Origin of the sequence: Bacillus sp. YKCMOAS1 (assembly GCF_030268125.1) — a bacterium.
GTDB classification, from domain to species: Bacteria; Bacillota; Bacilli; order Bacillales; family Bacillaceae; genus Bacillus; species Bacillus safensis.
The window spans coordinates 625596-646896 of the sequence record NZ_BSEI01000003.1 but is presented as its reverse complement, the minus strand read 5'-3'; the positions used below and the strand labels follow the sequence as shown (position 1 = coordinate 646896).

Annotated in this window: 22 protein-coding genes; 20 read left to right on the top strand and 2 right to left on the bottom strand. The window is 43.4% G+C overall.

Features of this window, described 5'->3' with window-relative positions:
* The first annotated feature begins 3 nt into the window (after window positions 1-3).
* The 15 genes from cysW to QSJ46_RS12330 all read left to right on the top strand — a co-directional run bounded on the left by cysW (window position 4) and on the right by QSJ46_RS12330 (window position 13435).
* Complete coding sequence (cysW, locus tag QSJ46_RS12400; protein WP_285604772.1) at window positions 4-873, top strand: sulfate ABC transporter permease subunit CysW; 870 nt, start codon at window positions 4-6, stop codon at window positions 871-873.
* A 15-nt stretch (window positions 874-888) separates the two neighbouring features.
* Window positions 889-1620: a sulfate/molybdate ABC transporter ATP-binding protein gene (locus QSJ46_RS12395; protein WP_052773122.1), complete on the top strand. Its 732-nt coding sequence runs from the start codon at window positions 889-891 to the stop codon at window positions 1618-1620.
* Window positions 1621-1860: 240 nt separating this feature from the next.
* The gene (locus QSJ46_RS12390; protein WP_047203578.1) at window positions 1861-2328 is read left to right on the top strand and encodes a PTS sugar transporter subunit IIA; all 468 of its coding nucleotides are present in this window, start codon (window positions 1861-1863) and stop codon (window positions 2326-2328) included.
* A gap of 53 nt (window positions 2329-2381) precedes the next feature.
* Window positions 2382-3755, top strand: a complete 1374-nt coding sequence (locus tag QSJ46_RS12385; protein ID WP_047203577.1) for a PTS galactitol transporter subunit IIC — start codon at window positions 2382-2384, stop codon at window positions 3753-3755.
* A 19-nt stretch (window positions 3756-3774) separates the two neighbouring features.
* Complete coding sequence (locus QSJ46_RS12380; RefSeq protein ID WP_047203576.1) at window positions 3775-4053, top strand: PTS sugar transporter subunit IIB; 279 nt, start codon at window positions 3775-3777, stop codon at window positions 4051-4053.
* Between the two features lie 61 nt (window positions 4054-4114).
* Window positions 4115-4561: a hypothetical protein gene (locus QSJ46_RS12375; protein WP_039177951.1), complete on the top strand. Its 447-nt coding sequence runs from the start codon at window positions 4115-4117 to the stop codon at window positions 4559-4561.
* A complete protein-coding gene (locus QSJ46_RS12370) occupies window positions 4558-5589 on the top strand; it encodes an alcohol dehydrogenase catalytic domain-containing protein (protein WP_285604771.1) in 1032 nt (343 codons plus the stop codon). Before QSJ46_RS12375 ends, QSJ46_RS12370 begins: the two co-directional genes overlap by 4 nt.
* A 180-nt stretch (window positions 5590-5769) precedes the next feature.
* On the top strand, window positions 5770-6753 hold the full coding sequence (gene pdhA, locus QSJ46_RS12365) for a pyruvate dehydrogenase (acetyl-transferring) E1 component subunit alpha (RefSeq protein ID WP_047203574.1): 984 nt from the start codon (window positions 5770-5772) through the stop codon (window positions 6751-6753).
* 31 nt (window positions 6754-6784) lie between these two features.
* Window positions 6785-7765, top strand: coding sequence for an alpha-ketoacid dehydrogenase subunit beta (locus tag QSJ46_RS12360; protein ID WP_034281944.1), 981 nt, complete (start codon window positions 6785-6787; stop codon window positions 7763-7765).
* 17 nt (window positions 7766-7782) lie between these two features.
* The gene (locus tag QSJ46_RS12355) at window positions 7783-9108 is read left to right on the top strand and encodes a dihydrolipoamide acetyltransferase family protein (RefSeq protein WP_107163532.1); all 1326 of its coding nucleotides are present in this window, start codon (window positions 7783-7785) and stop codon (window positions 9106-9108) included.
* A gap of 12 nt (window positions 9109-9120) precedes the next feature.
* Window positions 9121-10503 carry a dihydrolipoyl dehydrogenase gene (lpdA, locus tag QSJ46_RS12350; RefSeq protein WP_047203572.1) on the top strand — a complete coding sequence of 461 codons (1383 nt, stop codon included), beginning with the start codon at window positions 9121-9123 and terminating at the stop codon, window positions 10501-10503.
* A 31-nt stretch (window positions 10504-10534) separates the two neighbouring features.
* The gene (locus tag QSJ46_RS12345) at window positions 10535-11230 is read left to right on the top strand and encodes an SDR family NAD(P)-dependent oxidoreductase (protein ID WP_064498344.1); all 696 of its coding nucleotides are present in this window, start codon (window positions 10535-10537) and stop codon (window positions 11228-11230) included.
* Complete coding sequence (locus QSJ46_RS12340; RefSeq protein ID WP_047203570.1) at window positions 11208-11993, top strand: SDR family NAD(P)-dependent oxidoreductase; 786 nt, start codon at window positions 11208-11210, stop codon at window positions 11991-11993. The genes QSJ46_RS12345 and QSJ46_RS12340 overlap by 23 nt, the downstream gene beginning before the upstream one ends.
* Before the next feature lie 92 nt (window positions 11994-12085).
* Entirely contained in the window at window positions 12086-13042 is a 957-nt protein-coding gene (locus QSJ46_RS12335; protein WP_107163534.1) for a sugar-binding transcriptional regulator, read from the top strand.
* Between the two features lie 63 nt (window positions 13043-13105).
* Window positions 13106-13435 carry a hypothetical protein gene (locus QSJ46_RS12330; RefSeq protein ID WP_024426788.1) on the top strand — a complete coding sequence of 110 codons (330 nt, stop codon included), beginning with the start codon at window positions 13106-13108 and terminating at the stop codon, window positions 13433-13435.
* Between the two features lie 13 nt (window positions 13436-13448).
* On the opposite strand, the gene QSJ46_RS12325 is transcribed toward QSJ46_RS12330, so the two are convergent.
* Window positions 13449-14774, bottom strand: coding sequence for an APC family permease (locus QSJ46_RS12325; RefSeq protein ID WP_039177966.1), 1326 nt, complete (start codon window positions 14772-14774; stop codon window positions 13449-13451).
* Between the two features lie 329 nt (window positions 14775-15103).
* Here QSJ46_RS12325 and QSJ46_RS12320 point away from each other — a divergent pair, with 329 nt between their 5' ends.
* Window positions 15104-16060, top strand: coding sequence for a ring-cleaving dioxygenase (locus QSJ46_RS12320; protein ID WP_285604770.1), 957 nt, complete (start codon window positions 15104-15106; stop codon window positions 16058-16060).
* Between the two features lie 32 nt (window positions 16061-16092).
* Here the strand turns inward: QSJ46_RS12320 and QSJ46_RS12315 are convergent, their stop codons facing one another.
* Complete coding sequence (locus QSJ46_RS12315) at window positions 16093-17379, bottom strand: S1C family serine protease (protein WP_285604769.1); 1287 nt, start codon at window positions 17377-17379, stop codon at window positions 16093-16095.
* Window positions 17380-17547: 168 nt separating this feature from the next.
* Between QSJ46_RS12315 and proG the strand changes: the two genes are divergently transcribed.
* The 4 genes from proG to QSJ46_RS12295 all read left to right on the top strand — a co-directional run bounded on the left by proG (window position 17548) and on the right by QSJ46_RS12295 (window position 21299).
* The gene (gene proG, locus QSJ46_RS12310) at window positions 17548-18372 is read left to right on the top strand and encodes a pyrroline-5-carboxylate reductase ProG (RefSeq protein WP_285604768.1); all 825 of its coding nucleotides are present in this window, start codon (window positions 17548-17550) and stop codon (window positions 18370-18372) included.
* A 189-nt stretch (window positions 18373-18561) separates the two neighbouring features.
* Entirely contained in the window at window positions 18562-19386 is an 825-nt protein-coding gene (locus QSJ46_RS12305) for a M55 family metallopeptidase (protein WP_047203042.1), read from the top strand.
* 18 nt (window positions 19387-19404) lie between these two features.
* Window positions 19405-20340, top strand: coding sequence for an ABC transporter permease (locus QSJ46_RS12300; RefSeq protein WP_039177974.1), 936 nt, complete (start codon window positions 19405-19407; stop codon window positions 20338-20340).
* Window positions 20337-21299: an ABC transporter permease gene (locus QSJ46_RS12295; RefSeq protein ID WP_285604767.1), complete on the top strand. Its 963-nt coding sequence runs from the start codon at window positions 20337-20339 to the stop codon at window positions 21297-21299. Before QSJ46_RS12300 ends, QSJ46_RS12295 begins: the two co-directional genes overlap by 4 nt.
* Window positions 21300-21301: the final 2 nt, after the last annotated feature.

Here is a 21301-nt window from a genome sequence, read left to right as displayed (position 1 = left end):
CCATTGAAGAGAGAGCTTAGTCATCGGCATCATGTTCAGTATAAAAGTCCTGTAACCGAATCTAAAGCGGTGAAAATCCTATTAATTACGGTTGTGTATGCTTTTTTGATTTTATTTTTACTCATACCGCTGATCGCCGTGTTTTCAAAGGCCTTTGAGAAAGGGTGGAGTTCATACCTTCTGGCCATCTCACATCCAGATACACTAGCGGCGATCAAATTGACCGTTTTCATTGTCGTCGTTACCTTGCCGCTTCAAATGATCTTCGGGGTGAGTGCTGCATGGCTTATCACAAAATTTAACTTCCGCGGCAAACGTTTGTTAACGACTGTGATTGACCTCCCGTTTGCCGTTTCGCCTGTGATTGCTGGACTTGTATTTGTGCTTTTATTTGGTTCAAACGGGCTTTTAGGACCTTGGCTTATGGAGAATGGATGGAAAGTCATTTATTCTGTACCAGGCATGATTCTAGCCACCATATTCGTTACATTTCCGTTTATTGCTAGAGAATTAATCCCGTTTATGCAGCATGAAGGCATTCATGAGGAGGAAGCATCGCTCACACTTGGTGCAAACGGATGGAAGACTTTTTTCCTTGTGACACTCCCAAATATCAAATGGGCTCTTTTTTACGGCGTTATTTTAGCTGGGGCAAGAGCGATTGGTGAATTTGGCGCTGTGTCGGTTGTATCAGGTCATATTCGAGGGATGACCAATACGATGCCACTTCATATTGAGATTTTATACAATGAGTACCAATTTCAAGCCGCTTTTGCTGTGGCGTCTCTCATGGCGTTTGTGGCAGTCATTACATTAATTACTAAACAAATCATTCAGCAGAGGGATCACCGGCTTGGCAAGCGTTCAACATAAATGGAGGGATCGGCCTTGGGGATTACAGCAAAACAAATTTCAAAACAATTTGGTCAGACAAAGGTTTTGCAAAACGTGGATTTATCGATAAGAAATGGTGAATTGATCTCTTTACTAGGACCATCTGGCTCTGGAAAGACGACGTTGTTAAGAATCATTGCAGGTCTTGATTACGCCAATTACGGGCAGATTTTATTCGGAGATCAGGATTATACACACGTTCCAGTACGAAAGCGGCAGATTGGATTTGTGTTTCAGCAATATGCGCTTTTTCGAAATATGACGGTTTTTGATAATGTGGCATATGGGCTGAAAATTAAACCTAGAGGAGAAAGACTACCTAAAAAAGATATCAAAGAGCGGGTGCATGAGCTTTTAGAGGTTGTTCAGCTCACACAGTATGAGCAGCGTTATCCAGAGCAGCTGTCAGGCGGACAAAAGCAGCGTGTAGCACTGGCACGAGCACTTGCCGTTCAGCCGAAGGCACTTTTATTAGATGAACCTTTTGGTGCGCTTGACACAAAGGTGAGGAAAGAATTAAGGCATTGGCTGAAAAAAGTTCATCGTGACTTTCAAATGACCACTATTTTTGTGACACATGATCAAGAAGAAGCATTCGATATTGCTGATCGTGTCGTGGTGATGAATGAAGGAAGAATCGAAAAAATTGGCACAAAGGAAGAAATGGCAGTACAGACTGACAATCTATTTGTATCTGAATTTTTAGATATAGGAAGCCACATTTAACAAGAAGTATAGAAGGTGAGTAGGGAAAGACGCAGCGATCACTGCGTCTTTTTTTTATAAAAATTTCCCTAGGAACATTGACTTATAATTTCGAATATTATAATATCTTTACAAAGGTAACAATATTGAACATTTTCAATAAATTAATATTGTAAGCGCTTTATAAAAGGTTCTATTCTAAAATGTTCTTTCTTTTTGTTACATGTGTTCACATTTATACCAAATGAAAGGGGTGGTTGTTTGAATAACTTGTTTGAGTTAAATGAACAACTGATTACGCTGCAGTTCGAAGCATCTTCGAGAGAGGAGGTGACGACATACTTAGCAGATAGGTTAGAAGCTGGAAGGTACATTAAATCGAGCTTTTTACCAGCAGTGCTTGAAAGAGAAAAAACATATCCGACAGGCCTTCCACTTGCAGCCTTTGGGGTAGCAATTCCGCATACAGATCCTGAGCATGTGAACAAACCGGCGATTAGTGTAGCTACTTTAAAAGAACCTGTTATTTTTCATAAGATGGGAAGCCCTGATGAAACAGTGCAAGCCAAAATTGTGTTTGTCCTAGCAATCTCTGAGCCTAGTAAGCAGCTTGTGATGCTCGAGAAGCTCATGACACTTTTTAGAAAAGAAGAAGTGATGACAAAGCTGTCTCACATGACATCTTATGAAGAAGCGGTTGACGTGCTTCAACAAGAACTAAACCAATAGCCATTCACGAAAATATGTAAGCGCTTTATCTGAAAAATTCAGGAGGTGGATGTATGATCAAGCAAGCCGTCGATTTTATATTAGATCTTGGGCCAACTATTATGCTCCCGATTATTATGACGCTTTTCGGTATGATTTTAAGACAGGGCTTTAAGAAATCCTTCAGGGCCGGTATTACGATCGGAATTGGATTTGTCGGTGTCAATCTTGTCATTAATTTGCTCGTGAGCGGTCTTGGGCCAGCAGCGAAAGCCATGGTTAATTCCCTTGGGCTAAAGCTCGATATTTTGGATGTTGGATGGCCGATTGGAGCTGCCATATCCTTTGGTACACCCGTTGCCCCGCTCATGATTCCTCTTGTGCTTTTATTAAATGTCATCTTATTGTCCGTGAACTTTACGAAAACGCTGAATGTGGATATTTGGAATTTCTGGCATTTGATTTTCGCAGCCTCTGTTACTTACTACGCTTATCATAATATGTTCTTGGCTCTTGCTGTTGGCTTGATCGTTTCTGCGATCACGCTTAAATTAGCCGATTGGACAGCACCGACAATTGAACACCATTTTGGATTAAAAGGCGTATCGATGGCTCATGCTGAAACGGTCAACTTCGCACCGCTGATGTATGCGTCCAACCGCGTCATTGATAAAATTCCTGGTTTAAACAAAATTCATGCTGATCCAGAAACATTAAAGAAACGCTTTGGCATTTTTGGCGAACCGCTTGTGATGGGTCTCATACTTGGTATCATTATTGGTCTTCTTGGCGGCTATGATGCAAAAGGCGTGATGACACTCGGGATTCAAATGGCAGCAGTTCTTGTCTTAATGCCAAGAATGGTTGCGTTATTAATGGAAGGACTGATTCCAATCTCTGAGGGCGCTCGTTCTTATATTCAAAAGCGTTTCCCAGGGAAAAATGTCTATATTGGTTTAGATACAGCAATTGTCATTGGTCATCCAGCGAATATGGCGGTAGCCCTTTTAATGGTGCCGATTACGATTTTGCTCGCTGTTGTTCTGCCTTACAATGGCATGCTTCCGTTTGCTGACTTATCGGTTCTGCCATTTACAGTTGTCTGGGCAGTAGCAGCCGCTCGTGGAAATATTATTCGCGGCCTTATTAACAGTGTTTTTACATTAATGATTGTCTTCTTTATCGCAACGAACCTTGCACCGCTTGCAACAACCATGGGGAAAGCCGTCGGCTTTGATTTCCCAGAAGGAGCAAACATGATTTCAGGTATTGACCTTGGTTCTCACGTCATTCCTTGGATCATGGTGAGACTTCTTGATCCGAGCAACCCTTACTTTATTGCAGCGATCATCTGTGCTCTGGCTTATGCGCTTCTATGGTACTGGGTGCGAAATGATATTAAAAAGCAGTATGCAAAAGAAATGGGCTTAGATCAGAAAGAACAATAAATGAGCTGGAGGGATTCTAATGGCGAAGAAAATATTAGTATCATGCGGAACGGCAGTTGCAACATCAACGGTTGTGGCTAAAAAGGTAGAAGAGACATTAAAGGAAAAAGGATATGATGTCGTGGTGGAACAATGTAAGGCATCTGAAGTCCCGCAAAAAGCAGAGGGTGCTGATTTAATTGTGACGACAACGCCTGTTAGTGATACAAAAGGAACGCCTGTGATTCAAACATTATCCTTTTTAACTGGATTTGGTATTGAAGATGATATCGAGAAAATCATAGAGCATATCAAGTAGAGGGCTATTTTCTGAGGGAGCTTTCGCGGCTCCTTCTAGTGATTTGAAAGGAGGAAGTCTCATGCAGCATCATGCTTATAGCCGAACGTCTGCAGTGTTGTCTATTTTTCTTCCGGCTGTGCTCATCTGTCTGTTTTTTCTCTGGTCTCTTTATACGTTATGGTCAGCAGGACCTGAGCCGTTAGCTGTGCTGGGCGTTTATACACTGCCGATTCTCATGCTGTCTAGTATCACAGGACTGAACCAGCCGACAAATGTCGTCATTAGTGAAGATCAACTGAAGATAGGGGCTTTTGGCAGATGGCACACATATGCAGTGTCTGATATTAAAGGAAAGCTTTTTTTAAAGCCATATCCTCATATTGGGAAAGTCTATGTCAGGGTGGGACCAGCCCGGATATTCGGAGGGCGCTACTGGATATCAAGTGAGATGAGTGAGTATAAGCAGCTTGTTCAAACGTTACAGGATTTTGCGACGGGTGATGAAAAGGAGGATGCCGCTACATGAAATCAGCTGTCTTTTATTCTTCAGAGGATATTCGGTATGAGGAGCGGAACCGGCCAGCCATCGGTGATGATGAAGTTCTGTTAAAGCTACGAGCCTGCGGCTTATGCGGAACGGATATTTATAAAGCAACGCATGAGACAGTACCGCCTGGGACCGTGCTGGGACATGAAATCGCTGGTGATATTGTCGAGACCGGCAAGCGGGTGACAAATGTCCAGACGGGAGACAGGGTCTATGTGGCGCATCATGTGCCTTGTTTCACCTGTGACTTTTGTCAAAAGGGGTTTTATACGATGTGTCCGCAGTTTACAGCCACAAATGTAGAGCCAGGCGGGTTTTCAGAATATATCCGTATACCTGCTTTGCATGTCAAGCACACGATGGGCAAGCTTCCTAAAGACGTATCGTATGAGCAAGGAGCGATGGTTGAACCGGTTGCCTGCTGCCTGCACGGGTTTGAACGAGCACCTGTTCATCCAGGAGATTCCGTCTTGATCCTTGGAGCGGGGCAAATTGGCTGTATTCAATTGCAGCTTGCCAAATATTATTTAGCTGGAAAAGTGATGATAACAGATGTGAATGAGAACAGGCTGCTGCGTGCGAGAAGTTTAGGTGCAGATGCCGCTTTTCATCCAGCAGCTGAACCAGTGGAAAACCGGGTGATGAAAGAAACAAATGGAAAGGGAGCAGACCTCGTTATTATTTCTGTTGGAAGCAGTGCGCTTTTAAAAGAGGCGTTTCAGGCTGTAGCGCGAGGCGGGACAATTTTGGTATTTGCTCATTTTCCAAAGGGAGATGTGGCCATTCCTGCTGAACAATTTTTCAATGATGAAGTGAAGGTAGTAGGTGCCTATTCATCGCATCCATATCATTATCGTGAAGCTCTTGAGCTTCTGAAAGCAAAAGTAGTCAACACTGAAAAGATGGTGACGCACCGTTATCCGTTAAGCCAGCTGTTTCAGGCGATAGAATGTGCAAGGAATCCTGAGGGTGAGAGCGTCAAAATCATGATGTATCCAGATGAATGAGTGTAGGAGATTAAAAGAGAAAGAGAAGTTCTTTGGAAAAGGGCTTTGCCTTTCTCTTTTTTTCTGACAAAAGATGAAAACGCTTAAAAATGAGAGAGAATTGCTTGACTTCGTTGACACTTAAACGTATGATGATTACAAATGTAACATACAAGAACAAATGTAAAGGGGAGAGAAGAAATGCAAAAACAAATCACTTTGCCTGAACAGATTAGTCATGAGAAGTTAGCAGATTTATATAAACAAATGTGGTTAGTGAGATATTTTGATGAAAAGGTCGATCAATTCTTTGCAAAAGGACTTATCCATGGCACCACTCATTTATGTGTTGGACAGGAAGCGTCAGCTGTTGGATCGATTGCCGTGTTAAAGGATAAAGATAAGATCGTCAGCACACACCGAGGACATGGTCACTGTATTGCAAAAGGGGCCGAGGTCAATAAAATGATGGCTGAATTGTTTGGACGTGAAACCGGTTATTGTAAAGGAAAAGGCGGCTCCATGCATATCGCGGACTTAGAAAAAGGAAATCTTGGGGCAAATGGAATCGTTGGCGGCGGTATCCCGCTGGCAACAGGTGCAGCGCTCACATCTAAAATGAAGCAGGAAGGCTTTGTTGTTCTTTGTTTCTTCGGAGATGGTGCCACAAATGAAGGCAGCTTCCATGAAGCTTTAAACCTCGCATCCATTTGGGATTTACCGGTTGTGTTTATTTGTGAAAACAACCAGTACGGTATGTCTGGTCCTGTGAAAGAAATGATCAACATTGAAGATATTTCAACAAGAGCAGAAAGCTATGGAATGCCAGGGAAAACAGTTGATGGAAATGACATGGTTGAAATTATGAACACAGTTGATGAAGCAGTCAACCGTGCGAGAGCGGGAGAAGGCCCATCACTTATTGAAATGAAAACGTACCGCTGGAAGGGTCACTCTAAGAGTGATGCGAAAAAATACCGTACACGTGAAGAAGAGACAGAGTGGAGACAAAAAGACGGCATCAAACGCTTTAAGTCTCTCTTGATTGAACTGAATGTTTTGACAGAAGAGCAGGCAGCAAGCTTACAGGAAGAAGCGAAGCAGGAAATTGAAGCGTCTGTAGAATTCGCCAAAAACAGTAAAGAACCGTCAATCGACACACTATTAGAGGATGTATACGCCTAATTAGGAGGGGAATCACGTGACAAAAACAACAGTGAGAGAGATTTCATATTTAGAAGCCGTTCGAGAGGCTATGAGTCAGGAAATGAGAGAAAACCAAGATGTCTTCATTTTAGGTGAAGATATCGGCGTATATGGAGGTGCTTTTGGGGTCACGCGCGGCATGATTGAAGAATTCGGGCCAGAGCGCGTTCGCAATACACCTATCTCAGAGGCTGCCATCGCAGGTGGGGCAGTCGGAGCGGCTTTAACCGGTATGCGTCCGATTTTAGAACTTCAATTCTCTGACTTTATTACAATCGCAATGGATCAGCTTGTGAACCAAGCAGCCAAAACACGATACATGTTTGGCGGAAAAGGGAAGGTGCCGCTCGTTGTAAGAACACCAGCAGGATCAGGAACAGGTGCAGCGGCGCAGCACTCACAAAGCTTAGAAGCGTGGATGGCACATATTCCAGGACTCAAAGTGGTTCAGCCGTCAACAGCCTATGATGCAAAAGGTCTTTTAAAAGCAGCGATGGATGATGACAACCCCGTCATTTTCTACGAGCACAAGCTTTTATATAAAACAATCGGTGAAGTGCCTGAAGAGCAATATTCAATTCCTCTAGGAAAAGCAGATGTGAAAAGAAGCGGGAAGGACGTCACGATTGTAGCAACAGCGATTATGGTACACAAAGCGTTAGAAGCTGCGAAGGAACTAGAAGCAGAGGGAATCGATGTTGAAATCATTGACCCAAGAACACTTGTCCCATTAGATGAAGAAACGATTATCGAATCTGTGAAGAAAACAGGTAAATGTATCGTGGTTCATGAAGCGGTAAAACGAGGCGGCTATGGCGGAGAGATTGCAAGTATGATAGCGGAAAGTGAAGCCTTTGACTACTTAGATGCTCCAATTAAACGACTTGGCGGTCTTGCGGTTCCAATACCATACAACCCGACGCTGGAAAAAGCGGTCATTCCACAAGTGCCAGATATTATTGAAGCAGCAAAAGAGCTTGTGCGCTCTTAAGTAAAGGGGAGAAGATCATGCCAAAAGAGATATTTATGCCGAAGCTAAGCAGTACGATGGAAGTCGGCACCTTGCTTCAATGGTTTAAAGAAGAAGGAGATTCGGTTGAAATCGGTGAGCCTCTTTTTGAAATTATGACAGACAAGATCAATATCGAGGTGGAAGCCTATGATGATGGTATTTTTCTAAAGAAATATTATGAAGCCGATGATCAAATTCCAGTCAATGCTGTCATTGGATACATCGGAGAGGCAAATGAACAAGTGCCAAGCGAACCGCCAGCACAATCAGATGAAGATTCATCCGGCAGCAGCGAATCGGCTTCATCAGACACGGCTTCATCCAGTTCTACTGAAGCCCCAAAAACACCTAATGAAAAAGTGCGTGCCACTCCTGCGGCGAGAAAAACGGCAAAGGATCATCATGTAGCGATTCATGAGGTATCTGGCACAGGACCTAAAGGCAGAGTTCAAAAGCGGGACGTCGAGGCGGCTGTCCACTCTAATGAGAAAGATCAGCGCGTGTCACCTCTAGCAGAGAAAGTGGCTGCTCGTGAAGGAATCGATTTAGCGAATGTTGCTGGATCTGGTGCGCACGGAAAAATTATGAAGAGTGATGTAACGGCAGCAGCTGTAAAAACAGCTGAGTCTTCTCCAGTGAAAACACAAAAACTAGCTGGCATGAGAAAAGTGATTGCTGATCGCATGTCACAAAGTGCCTTTACAGCACCGCACGTGACATTAACAAGTGAAATCGATATGACAAAAGCAAAAGAAGTACGCAAACAGCTATTGCCAGCGATTGAAAAAGAGACAGGCTACAGACTGTCGTTCACAGAAATTATCATTCATGCGGTTAGCAATGTACTCACGAGCCACCCGCATATCAATATGACGTTTGAACAAAATGAGCTCCATTTCCATGATGATGTGCACATTGGTCTCGCTGTCGCTGTAAAAGATGGCTTAATGGTTCCAGTCATTTCTCATGCGAACCAAAAAGGATTAAAACAGCTGACAAAAGAGGCGAAAGAAATCGGCCGAAACGCACGTGACCAAAAACTGCTGCCAGACCAGCTGAAAGGGTCCACTTTTACCATTAGTAACTTAGGTATGTATGCCATTGATACCTTTACCCCGATTATTAATCAGCCAGAAGTGGCGATCTTAGGCGTTGGGCGCATTCAAGAAAAACCTGTTGTGGTAGATGGAGAAATTCAGGTGCGGCCGATGATGGGCGTTAGTTTATCGTTTGATCACCGAGTGGTAGATGGCGCACCAGCGGCTGCCTTTTTAACAGACCTTAAAAAAGTGCTTGAACAACCATTTGAATTGCTAATGTAGGAGATGAATCGGATGACGAAAACGTATGATCTGACAGTCATTGGCGGAGGGCCTGGCGGATATACTGCCGCCCTTCAAGCAGCTGAGCGTGGACGGAAGGTCGCATTGATTGAAGAGGATTTTCTTGGCGGTACTTGTTTAAATCGGGGCTGCATTCCTTCAAAGACACTGCTCAAACATGCAGAAGTCATTGAATCAATTGAGAAGGCGAAAAGCTGGGGAATTGAAACAGGTGATTTGGTCCTTTCCTTCGATAAAATGAGAAAGCGCAAAGATGACGTCATTGAAAAGCTCAGAGGCGGAATTGCCTTTTTATTAAAGCAAGGAAAGATTGATGTATATAACGGCAGAGGTACAGCTGTGACAAGACACCAGATTGAGATTGAAAAACAAGACGGTTCAGAATCGATTGAAACGAAAGAGCTTATTATTGCCACTGGATCTTCACCTGCCATTCCGCCAATACCGGGCCTTAAAGACATTCAATTTGACACAAGTGATACGATCTTTGACATCCCAGATATTCCTGCTTCTGTCGTCATCATTGGCGGCGGTGTCATTGGACTTGAGCTGGCTTGTATCTTCCAGAGCCTTCAATCAAAAGTCACGATTATTGAAGCAGCTCCGTCCATTATTCCGCAAGAGGACGAGGAAGCATCTAAGCTGCTAGAAAGAGAATTAAAGAAAAAAGGCATCCATATCGCGAAGAAAACCACTGTGACAGAGGTAACGGAAAGTGAAGGAGTCAAAGCGGTTCATGCATCAGACGATAAAGGGGAGACGCATATCTTTACGGCTGAAAGATTGCTTGTTTGTGTAGGAAGAAGACCTACTGTTTCTGCTGTCAGCCAGCTTGATCTTCAGCTGGATGGTCCTTTTATCAAGGTGAATGACAAGATGCAGACAAGCGTTGAAGGTGTCTATGCAGTTGGGGATGTTGCGGGCGGCTATCAACTGGCTCATGCAGCGATGGCAGAGGCCGCTGTTGCGGTCAGTAATATTTGCGGTGTGTCTGAAAAAATGAATGCTGATATCATGCCTAGATGTATTTATACATTACCAGAGGTAGCAAGTGTCGGTCTGACTGAGAAAGAGGCAAAAGCCAAAGGACTTAACGTGCGGGCAGAACGATTTGATTTAGCGGCAAGCGGTAAAGCACTAGCGGCAGGTGAGCAAACAGGCTTTATTAAATTGGTATACGATACAGCCTATGGTGAAGTAATTGGCGCGACGATGGTTGGCCCGCACGTCACAGAGATGATTTCAGAAGCTTCCTCCTTTATGTATTTAGAAGGAACAGCAGAAGAGATGGCGAAAATGATTCATCCGCATCCGACCATCTCAGAAGGTTTTTATGAAGCAGCACTTGATATCGTGAGTAAGCTGAGAAAATAATGGTCAAACAAGGGATAGGGAGGAGATACGTGTGCACGTCCAGCTTCATCAGAAAGCGGCACTTGTGACAGGTAGCACAGATGGATTTGGAGAAGCCATCTGCCTGGCTTTAGCCCGGGCAGGTGCACATGTTTTTTTACACACGTTTCATGATGAATCAAAGGCTAAAACCATTCGTGAAGACATTCAAAAAATGGGCGGTCAAGCGAGTATTATTCAGAACCCGCTGGAAACGCCACGTGATGCGACACGGATGCTGAGGCAAGTGATTGATACATGCGGTAAACTGGATATTCTGGTCAATCAAGCAGAGCAAGGAGCGTGCGCAGAGCTTGATGACGTGAGCCCTGATGGATGGGTAGATGAAGTGGAATCGGCTGTGAATACCGTCTTTCTTTCCAGTCAGGCTGCCGTATGGCATATGGTTGATCAGAAGCAAGGCTGCATCATTAATATATCGTCATCAGGCAGTATCACAGGAGATGGCGGGATCTCGCATGCTACTTCGAATTCTATGCTGAATGCCATGACAAAAGGGTTAGCGAGAGAATTTAAAGACAAAGGCATTCGGGTGCTTGCGCTGCTGCCTCCGCCTCTCGATTTGGTTCCTGATACAGAGCAAATCAAGGAGACTGTGGCCCATATGACGGTGTTCCTCAGTACATCCTATGGTGCATTTACAGATGGCGTGGCGATTATGCTTGATGGGGGTGAGAGCGCTGGCTAATGATCAAAAACCAGTTCTCATCGTTGGCGGAGCACAAGGGATCGGAAAAGAAATAGCTGAGCGTTTTTTAAAAGAAGGACAGCCAGTTGCTGTGTCAGATATAGATGAAAAGGGACTTTCGCTCTTAAAGACACAGTATCCTCAGCTGCTGATATTTCAAGCTGACGTTTCATCGTGGGAAAGTGTTCAGCAAATGATATCAGCAGCTGAAAGGGAGCTGGGCGGTATTGCTCATCTTGTGTATTCAGCAGGAATGACAAAATCTCTGCCTTTTTTAGAAGTCGATTTTTCACTTTGGAAAAAGACACTGGCTGTGAACTTATATGGTCTTTACTATTGCATCAAAGCGTTGGCACCCTATATGTGTGAGCGGCAGGAAGGCAGTGTTGTCATTATTGGATCGGGATCGGCCATCACCGGCTCAGGCGGCGGTATTCAATATTATGCATCAAAAGCAGGTGCTTTTGGATTGATGCGATCGCTCGTAAAGGAACTAGGCTCCCATCATATACGCATCAATGTGATTGCTCCCCGCGTGATTGAATCTCAAATGCTTGATACACTCTATCCGACTGTTGAGGAGAAACGGCAGCTGCAATCACTCATTCCCATCGGAAGGTTAGGAAAGCCTGAGGATATTGCAGGACTCACTTTATTTCTCACACGTGATGAGGGGAGTTATTTGCACGGACAAATTATCCTGTTAGACGGTGGGAGAACATATCAGCCGAAATATACTGAGGGAAAAAGAGCGGAGAGTTAATCGCTCTTTTTTCATTTTCATAACAATTGTTCCAATTGGAAACGAATGTTTGATATACTGGTAAGTATAGTATATTAAAAGGATGATGTCACATGCTGAATTGGGAAGAAAGACGACAGCTCGTCAAAGTTGCTCATCTTTATTATACAGACGGGTGGACGCAGCAAGAAATTGCAAAAAAGCTCAATGTCTCAAGACCAGTCATTTCAAAGCTCTTACAAAAAGCAAAAGATGTGGGAATCGTTGAAGTGTACATTAAAGATGAAAGCATTCATACAGTGGAACTTGAGAAGCAGCTGGAAACAACCTTTCGATTAACAGATGCGGTCGTTGTCCCAAGTGTTGGGACAATGTCTGAGATGGTGAAGCGGGCAGTCGGTCAAGCAGGTGCCTATTATTTGTCTAAAAACATGAAAAATGCGGAGAAAATCGGGATTTCATGGGGGACAACGCTTGCTGAGCTTGTCAAAGAATATCCGTTTGAACGAAGAAACGATGTGAAGGTCATTCCTTTAGAGGGCGGAATGGGCAGGCAGGCAGTCGATATTCATGCCAATCAGCTGGCATATGAGCTGGCAAAGAAAATGAACGGCACGTGTTCCTATTTATACGCCCCTGCGATTTTAGAAACAGAAGAATTAAAAGAACGGCTTATGGCGATGCAGGACATAGAAGCTGTGCTTGAAGAAGGCAGAAATGTGGATATTGCCCTCATCGGTATTGGCAACCCGCATAAAGGGTCGACTTTAAAAACAGTCGGTTATTTAAAAGAAGAGGATTTATCTGGTTTAAGGCAATCAGGCGCTGTTGGTGATATTGGTTTTCGTTTCTTTGATGGAGAAGGAAAACCTGTCCAAGATGAACTGAATCAAAAGGTCATAGGCTTATCGCTGGAACAATTAAAGAGCGTCAAAACGGTCATCGCTGTTGTAGAAGGAACCCATAAAGCTGAAAGTATTTTAGGGGCTTTAAATGGCGGCTTCATCCAAGTACTGGTGACAGACGAACTAACGGCGGCAGCCATTTTAAAGGAAGCATCCGTGCAATAAAAGGCTTGCAGCGTTCGAATGGTATAACAAGAGCAACATCAAACGAGAAAGGAGCTGTGTATCTTGAAGAAAACCGAAATGGAAGCAAACCTACATTGTACTCGGTGCCAAGAAGAGACCCTCCACAGCATCGTTTATGTGAATGATCAGATGAAAAGCGTTGAGTGTACAGAGTGTCATCAAAAGATCAGTGTGCAAGTCGACATCATGAAGGAATTTTACAAAGAAGTATATGAAAAAATAGCGACTAAGCCAAAGCGGATCACGCAGGAATATAAGTCGAACCTGAATGGATTTATCTCAAGGCTCCCAATCCGCGTGCTTAGTAAGCCATACCGGCTCATGAGATATTTAAACGAATCATATAAAGTGATCAAACAATATAAAAAATGAAGCAGAGCACTGATTAGTGCTCTGCTTTATTTTGTGTTTTTTTCATATAATAATAAATAGGCAGTCCAGCCATCCCGATCAGCATGGAGATCAGACAGCTTTTCCAATCGGTGATCATGGTGCTGATTAAGACGAATAATGAACCGATAATCGCAATGATTGGTGTCAGCGGGTAAAGTGGTACACTGTACGCACGCTTCATTCCGCTGTTTTGTTTTCTCAGCTTAAAGACGGCGAAAAAGGCCATGACATAAAAGATGTAAATCATGAAAATCGATACTTCAGAGAGCTTCTCGGGATTACTGACGATCATAAACACAATGGCGATCAAAATTTGCACAAATACAGCGATCCAAGGTGTTTTAAACGTAGGGTGAATACGGGAAATCGCGTTGGCGAAAGGAATCTGCTTTCGTTCTGCCATTGCAAAAATCACACGTGGGAATGAAAGAACCTTTCCGTTCAAACAGCCAAAGATGCTGATGATGATCCCAATACTAATGATTTTCCCGCCAATTGGTCCAAAGAGCATGGTAGCAGCAGTGCTCGTCGCATTTTCACCTAGCTGGACGATTTGATCAGCTGGCAGCACGTGCAAAAGTGCGACATTAATAAAGAGATAACAAGCCGTCACAATTAAAATTCCGCCTGCCATCGCACGAGGAAGCAGTTTCTCAGGGTTTTTCATTTCTCCACCAAGCGCAGCAAGTAAAATCCAGCCATCATAAGCAAATAACGTAGCCAAAATCGCTGCACCGAAGTTCATTTGAGCGATGCTATCGTTGACAGCCATGAAGATGTTTTCGTTACCTTTCCATATGCCAAACACAATAATAGCGGCAATTGGGACAAGCTTTCCAATAGTGGTCAGCCCCTGAACAAATCCGCCGTATTTTGTTCCCATGATGTTGATGATACATAAAAATAAAACGGTGATAATGCCGATCGTTGTAGACCATAAAGTCGAAAGCGAAAATAAATTGGCTAATAATGAACCAAAATAAAGACCAAGTGCACCAATGATGGCGGGTCCGTAAATAATAATCTGCACCCAGCCGCATAAGTAGCCCCAAAATTCACCATACACTTCTTCAAGATAGGCGTATAAACCGCCGGTTCTCGGGATTTGTGTACCAATTTCAGCGACAGTCAGTCCGCCTGCAAGGGTTAAGATTCCACCTAACAGCCAAGCGAATAATGCGATGTCTGAGCTCCCTGAATAGGAAAGGACGTTGCCTGGCTTCATAAAGACGCCTGACCCGATAATGGTCCCGATGACAAGAGATAGGGCGAAAAATAAGCCGATGTCTTGTTTTAACGCTGGTTGTTCTTTGTTCATTACACACGACCTCCTGCATCACTTTCGTACGTTACTGTGACATGTATTTTGTTCATTGTAATACGATTTTAGGAAAACAAGAATTAAAAAAATTTTCTGATTTTCGTATTTGTGATTGAAAGTGTTCATTTATTGGAGATATTAGGGTGAATGTTGTGTTAAAAACGAACAATGAAAGAATATTTTCGATTTAATGTTAATTTAATGGCCAGAAACCGAACATCCAGTAAACCTACAGTTAAATGGTTGACTTTTCTTGAAAAATGAACTATTTTATTCATAAGGATATTATCTCGAATTCGAGATAATTTAAAATAGGAGTGAAAATAATGAAAATCAATGGGATTCACCACGTATCTGCGTTAACAGCCAATGCTCAGAAAAATGTTGATTTCTACCGCCAAATCCTTGGCTTAAAACTTGTAAAAAAAACAGTCAATCAGGATGACCCGTCTATGTACCACTTATTTTATGGAGATGAGGTCGCTTCACCAGGAACGGAGCTAACATTCTTTGAAATTCCAATGCTTGCCCGCCGTTTGGAAGGGACAAATGCGATCACAAGCACAGGCCTTCTCGTTTCTTCTGAAGAAGCACTCACGTTTTGGGAAAAGCGGTTTGAAGATAAAGGCGTGCAGCAAGAAACAGCTTCCTTGAGAGGCGGAAGACCTGCCTTACGTTTTAAAGACCCAGAAGGGCAGCAGCTGTTTTTAACAGTAGAGCCCAACGCACAAGAAGAAGGATCACCGCCAGTGCATGATGATATTCCTGCAGAGTATGCGATTAGAGGTTTAGGTCCAGTTGAATTAACTGTTGCAGAAGCTGATAAGACGATTCGTGTTTTAACAGACATCCTTGGTTTCACCGAAAGAGCACGTGAACAATCAAATGATGGTGAGATCGTGACCATTTTTGAGTCAGGAAATGGCGGTGCTGGAACAGAAATTCATGTGATTGAAAAAACAGAAGGGCCTTCTGAACGTTCTGGCAGAGGAAGTGTGCATCATGTCGCATTCCGCGTGAAGGATGCAGAAGAGCTTGAAAAATGGTATGAAAAAATATCAAAAGCAGGCTTTACGAACTCTGGTGTTGTAGAACGCTTTTACTTTAAAGCTCTTTACTTTAGAGAGCCAAATGGTATTTTATTTGAAATTTCAACAGATGGTCCTGGGTTTACAGTCGATGAAGGGGTGGATGTACTTGGCGATCAATTAGCCCTTCCGCCATTCCTAGAGCATAAACGAGCAGAAATTGAACTAAGATTAACGCCAATTCAATCGTCATAAAAAAAACAGCTCATAACTGAGCTGTTTTTTCATTAGGAACTGACCTGCTTAGATTCAGATTGTGTTAATGTGACCTGTTTCGTTTCTTGTTTTCCGTTTCGAATGAGGGTGATGCTTACAGTGTCTCCTACTTTTGTATTCGTGTATAGCTCGTGACGTAATTCGCTGCCAGTTTTGATTTGTTTTCCATTGATGGCGGTAATGACATCCTCTGACTTTAAGCCTGCTTTGGCGGCAGGTGAGCCAGCGGCGATTTCTTTGACATACACGCCTTGATCGAGCTGACTGCTTTTAAGTCCGAGTGTTTCTTTTTGATACACATCTGGAACTTGTTCGAGATCCAGCATGCTGATACCGATATAAGGACGTTCAATTTTTCCTTTTGCGAGAAGCTGATCAGCGATTGGTTTGACATCATTGATTGGCAGCGCGAACCCAATGCCTTCAACACCTGTTTCAGAGATTTTCATACTCGTGATCCCCACAACCTTTCCGTCTGTCGTCAGAAGCGGGCCGCCGCTGTTACCTGGGTTAATGGCTGCATCTGTTTGAATGACATTAATGCTGCTTTCGCCTGCTGATGTGTTCATAGAGACTGTTCGGTCGACACCGCTGACAATTCCTTGTGTCACCGTTCTTGAAAGATCTTCACCAAGCGGGTTTCCGATCGCAATGACGGTTTCCCCAGCACGCAGTGAGGAGGAATTGCCTAATGCCGCAACCTTTGACACATGACTGCTGCTAATTTCCACAACGGCTAAGTCAGTGAGCGGATCAGCTCCGACCAGTTTTCCTTCAATGGTTTTGCCATCATGTAAGGATACAGTTAGTTTATTTGCCCCTTCAATGACGTGGTTGTTTGTTAAGACATAGGCTTTATTGCCTGATTTTTTGAAAATCACTCCTGAGCCTGTACCGGTTTCTTCCTCTTGACTGCTTTTGTTTTGCTGTGATTCATCGAAAGGCGTATTGAAATCGCCAAAGCTCGTGTCTGTTTGTGTTTGCATTTGGTAGTTTGTAATGCCGACGATAGCTGGTGATACATTTTCGACCATGCTGGAGATGCTGCTTGATGAATTTGATGTTTGGACGGCTGTTGTTTTTGACGAATTCGTGTGATTTGTCGATACTGCTTCTGTTTTCGCTGCCGAATCATTTGCAGTGCTGTCTGATGAATGCTGAGCATACGGCGTAAGAACGTAGACACCTAACGCTAATATACCGCCCACAACACCGCTGACGAATGGTTTAAACCAGCCATTTGGCTTCTTCTGTTTTTGAGGTTGTTCAATAGTTTGTTTGTCATCTTTGTGAGTCATCCGAATCACTCTCTTTCATTGATTTTTTCATGTATGTGTTCAAGGTGTTTTACCGTATGTGGTGGTGACTGATTTTATCGTAAGAAAAAAGTGTGGGATAAAAATGAAAACATTGTGGGAAATTGTTAAAATAAGTAGTGAATCTTAGCAAATAGAGGAGTTTAAACTGTGGAGACAATCGGAATTATTGGATATGGAAGTATGGCTGATATGATGGTGCAAAAGTGGCTTGAAAATGGGATACTTGATGCTCATCAAATCATGATCCATACAAGAAGTGAAACGGAACGCCTGCATCAGCTTAAAGAAAAGCACCAAGAAATCAACATTTGTTCATTAGACGAACTTTCTGCGTCATGTGATACATTGTTTGTCTGCGTGCCGCCGCTTGCTGTACTAGATGTTCTAGATCAGCTGCCATCTAAAGCGAAAGCGGTACATATTGTGTCAGTAGCAGCAGCTGTGACATTAGAAAAGTTACAAGCGCATACAACACAGCCAGTGTCTAGATACATCCCAACACTTACGTCAGCTGTTGGGACAGGCGTATCCCTTGTTGCACATGGTGCAGCCGCAGGGCGTGAGAACAAAGAACGTTTACACCGTCTGCTTTCAGCTTTTAGCATCGTCAGGGAGGTAGAGGAAGACCGGTTTGATGCGGCAAGCAATTTGACAAGCTCATCTCCTGGTTTTATCGCTGCTCTGTTTGAAGAAATGGCGAAAGCCGCTGTGAGAAATAGTGATCTTTCCTTAGAGGAAGCGAATGAATTTTTAACGTATGCCCTTTTAGGGACAGGCCAGATCCTTGTAGAACGAGGTCTCACCTTTGCTGAAACTGTCGATAGAGTGGCGACAAAAGGGGGAATTACAGGAGAAGGTGCTGAGGTCATTCAACAGCAGGCACCTCAGATGTTTGATGATTTATTTATACAAACCATGAAGAAATATGAACAGCTGAAATCGCAGATTAATGAAGCGGATAAACACCACTAAAGACATAGTTAGTGGTGTTTTATTTGTTAAAAAAATCCTTTCTGAAATAGCCTTTTGACCTGTATTATCTGAGTCTAAATTCCTTATTTTCAGACATTGTATTGAAAAATCAATCAAGTTCTCATATAATTTTTTAGAAAATTTAGAAAAATATACACAAATTTTATGTTTAATTAAAGGGGGATGGGAATGAAGCTCTATCTATCTGTCGATATGGAGGGAATTACTGGTCTAGCTGATCATACATTTGTTGATTCACGCCAGCATAACTATGAGCGGGGCAGACGCATTATGACAGGTGAAGTGAACGCCTGTGTAGAGGCGCTTATTCAGCATGGTGCCACCGACATTTTGGTGAATGACAGTCATTCTAAAATGAATAATCTTTTGATCGAAGAACTGCATGAAGAGGCAGTTCTCATATCAGGTGATGTAAAGCCTTATTCAATGGTGCAAGGGTTGGATCAAACCTATGATGCAGCTGTTTTTTTAGGCTATCATGCAAGAGCATCAATGAAAGGTGTGATGTCGCACAGTATGATTTTTGGGGTCAGACATTTTTACATAAATGATCATCCAATTGGTGAAATGGGCTTTAATGCGTATGTTGCAGGCTACTATGGTGTTCCAGTGATTCTTGTTTGCGGGGATGATCAAGCAGCACTAGAGGCAGAAAAGCTGATGCCTGGTGTGAAAACAGTAGCGGTGAAAGAGACCATCTCAAGATCTGCTGTGAAATGCTTACCTCCTGCCAAAGTCAATAAACAAATCTCGCAGCAAGTGGAAGCCGCGATGAAACAGATTGATCAAATGAAGCCGCTGACGCCTCCTGATCAGCCGCTGCTTAAGATTGAGTTTGCCAACTATGGACAAGCTGAATGGGCGAATTTAATGCCGGGTACTGCCATTATAGAAGGAACAACAATGGTAACGTACCAAGCAGAGAATATATTAGAAGCCTATCAAGCGATGCTTGTCATGACAGAGCTTGCCGCACGTACAACATTTTGTTAAGCGAGGGGGAGACAGTAGATGGCCAGCTTTTTGCTCAAGCGTTTTATTGCGATGATTGCCACGATCTTAACGATTACGACTTTAACGTTTATTTTAATGAAGGTCATCCCAGGATCGCCTTTCAATGAAGAACGAAATACAAACGAAACCGTCCAGCGAAACCTCGAAAGCTACTATCACTTAGACGAACCACTCTATGTTCAATATGTCATCTATTTAAAATCCATTGTTACCTTTGATTTTGGTCCTTCCATTAAAAAGCCTTCTGAAAGTGTCAATGATCTATTGGCGAGAGGCTTCCCAGTCTCATTAGAACTTGGTCTTATCTCAATATTGATTGCTGTCATCTCTGGCATTCTGCTAGGGGTCATGGCTGCCCTCCGGCATAATGGTTTGATTGATTACATCGCTATGACCATTGCTGTTTTCGGTATATCCATTCCAAACTTTATCTTTGCTACCTTATTAATTCAGCAGCTTGCTGTCAATTTGAAGCTCTTTCCTACAGCGATGTGGACAAGTCCAATGCATATGGTGCTGCCTACAATTGCCCTTGCTGTCGGGCCAATGGCCATTATCGCCAGATTAACGAGATCGAGCATGATTGAAGTGCTGTCGCAAGACTATATCCGTACCGCCAAAGCAAAAGGACTTTCTCCCTTAAAAATTGTATTTAAGCATGCGCTTCGGAATGCACTTTTACCCGTTGTGACCATTCTTGGAACACTTGTCGCAAGTATTTTAACAGGAAGTTTTGTCATTGAAAAAATATTTGCCATTCCTGGAATGGGAAAATACTTTGTCGAGAGCATTAACAACCGTGATTATCCTGTCATCATGGGAACCACTGTTTTTTACAGCATTATTTTAATCACACTTCTCTTCATTGTTGATGTGGCGTATCGTCTCCTTGATCCGAGGATTCAGCTGCATCAGAAAGGAGGAAAGGCATGAGTATACACCTTCAGCATGATCCACCGAACAGGCATCCTGAAGTCCCGGACGAATGGTTTTCTCCTCGAGAGCAAAAGAAAACGGAAGCCCATGCCATTAAAAGACCCTCTCTTTCCTATTGGGCTGATACATGGAGGCGGCTGAAGCAAAATAAGCTTGCGATGTTTAGTCTATCAGTCCTGATTTTTCTTTTTGTCATGGCAATCTTAGGCCCATTGCTTGCGCCAAATAGTGTGACAGAGCAGCGTCTTTCGATGCAAAATCTGCCGCCCTCTGCTACTCACTGGTTCGGAACAGATGAGCTTGGGCGAGATGTGTTCACACGTACTTGGTACGGAGCACGCATTTCGTTATTTGTGGGTGTCATGGCAGCCCTGATTGATTTTGCCATCGGTGTGATTTATGGGGGCATAGCCGGCTATAAAGGCGGACGCTATGACCATATCATGATGCGGATTGTCGAGGTGCTCTATGGACTTCCTTATTTACTTGTCGTCATTTTATTGATGGTGCTCATGGGACCAGGGCTTGTCACCATTATTGTAGCGCTCACTGTCACCGGATGGATTGGAATGGCAAGAATTGTGAGAGGTCAGGTTCTTCAGCTGAAAGGCCAGGAATATGTCCTTGCCTCAAAAACCTTTGGTGCCAAAAGCCTGCGGATCATTCGCCGCAACCTTCTGCCGAATACGATGGGGCCGATTATCGTCCAGATGACCCTGACTGTGCCGACCGCGATATTTGCTGAAGCGTTCCTAAGCTTTCTCGGTTTAGGTATTCAAGCGCCGTTTGCAAGCTGGGGCGTGATGGCTAATGATGCTTTGCCGACTGTGCTGTCAGACAATGGACATTGGTGGCGTTTATTTTTCCCGGCATTTTTTATTTCACTCACGATGTTTTGCTTTAACAATTTAGGTGATGGCCTGCAAGATGCGCTTGATCCAAAGATGAAGAGGTGATG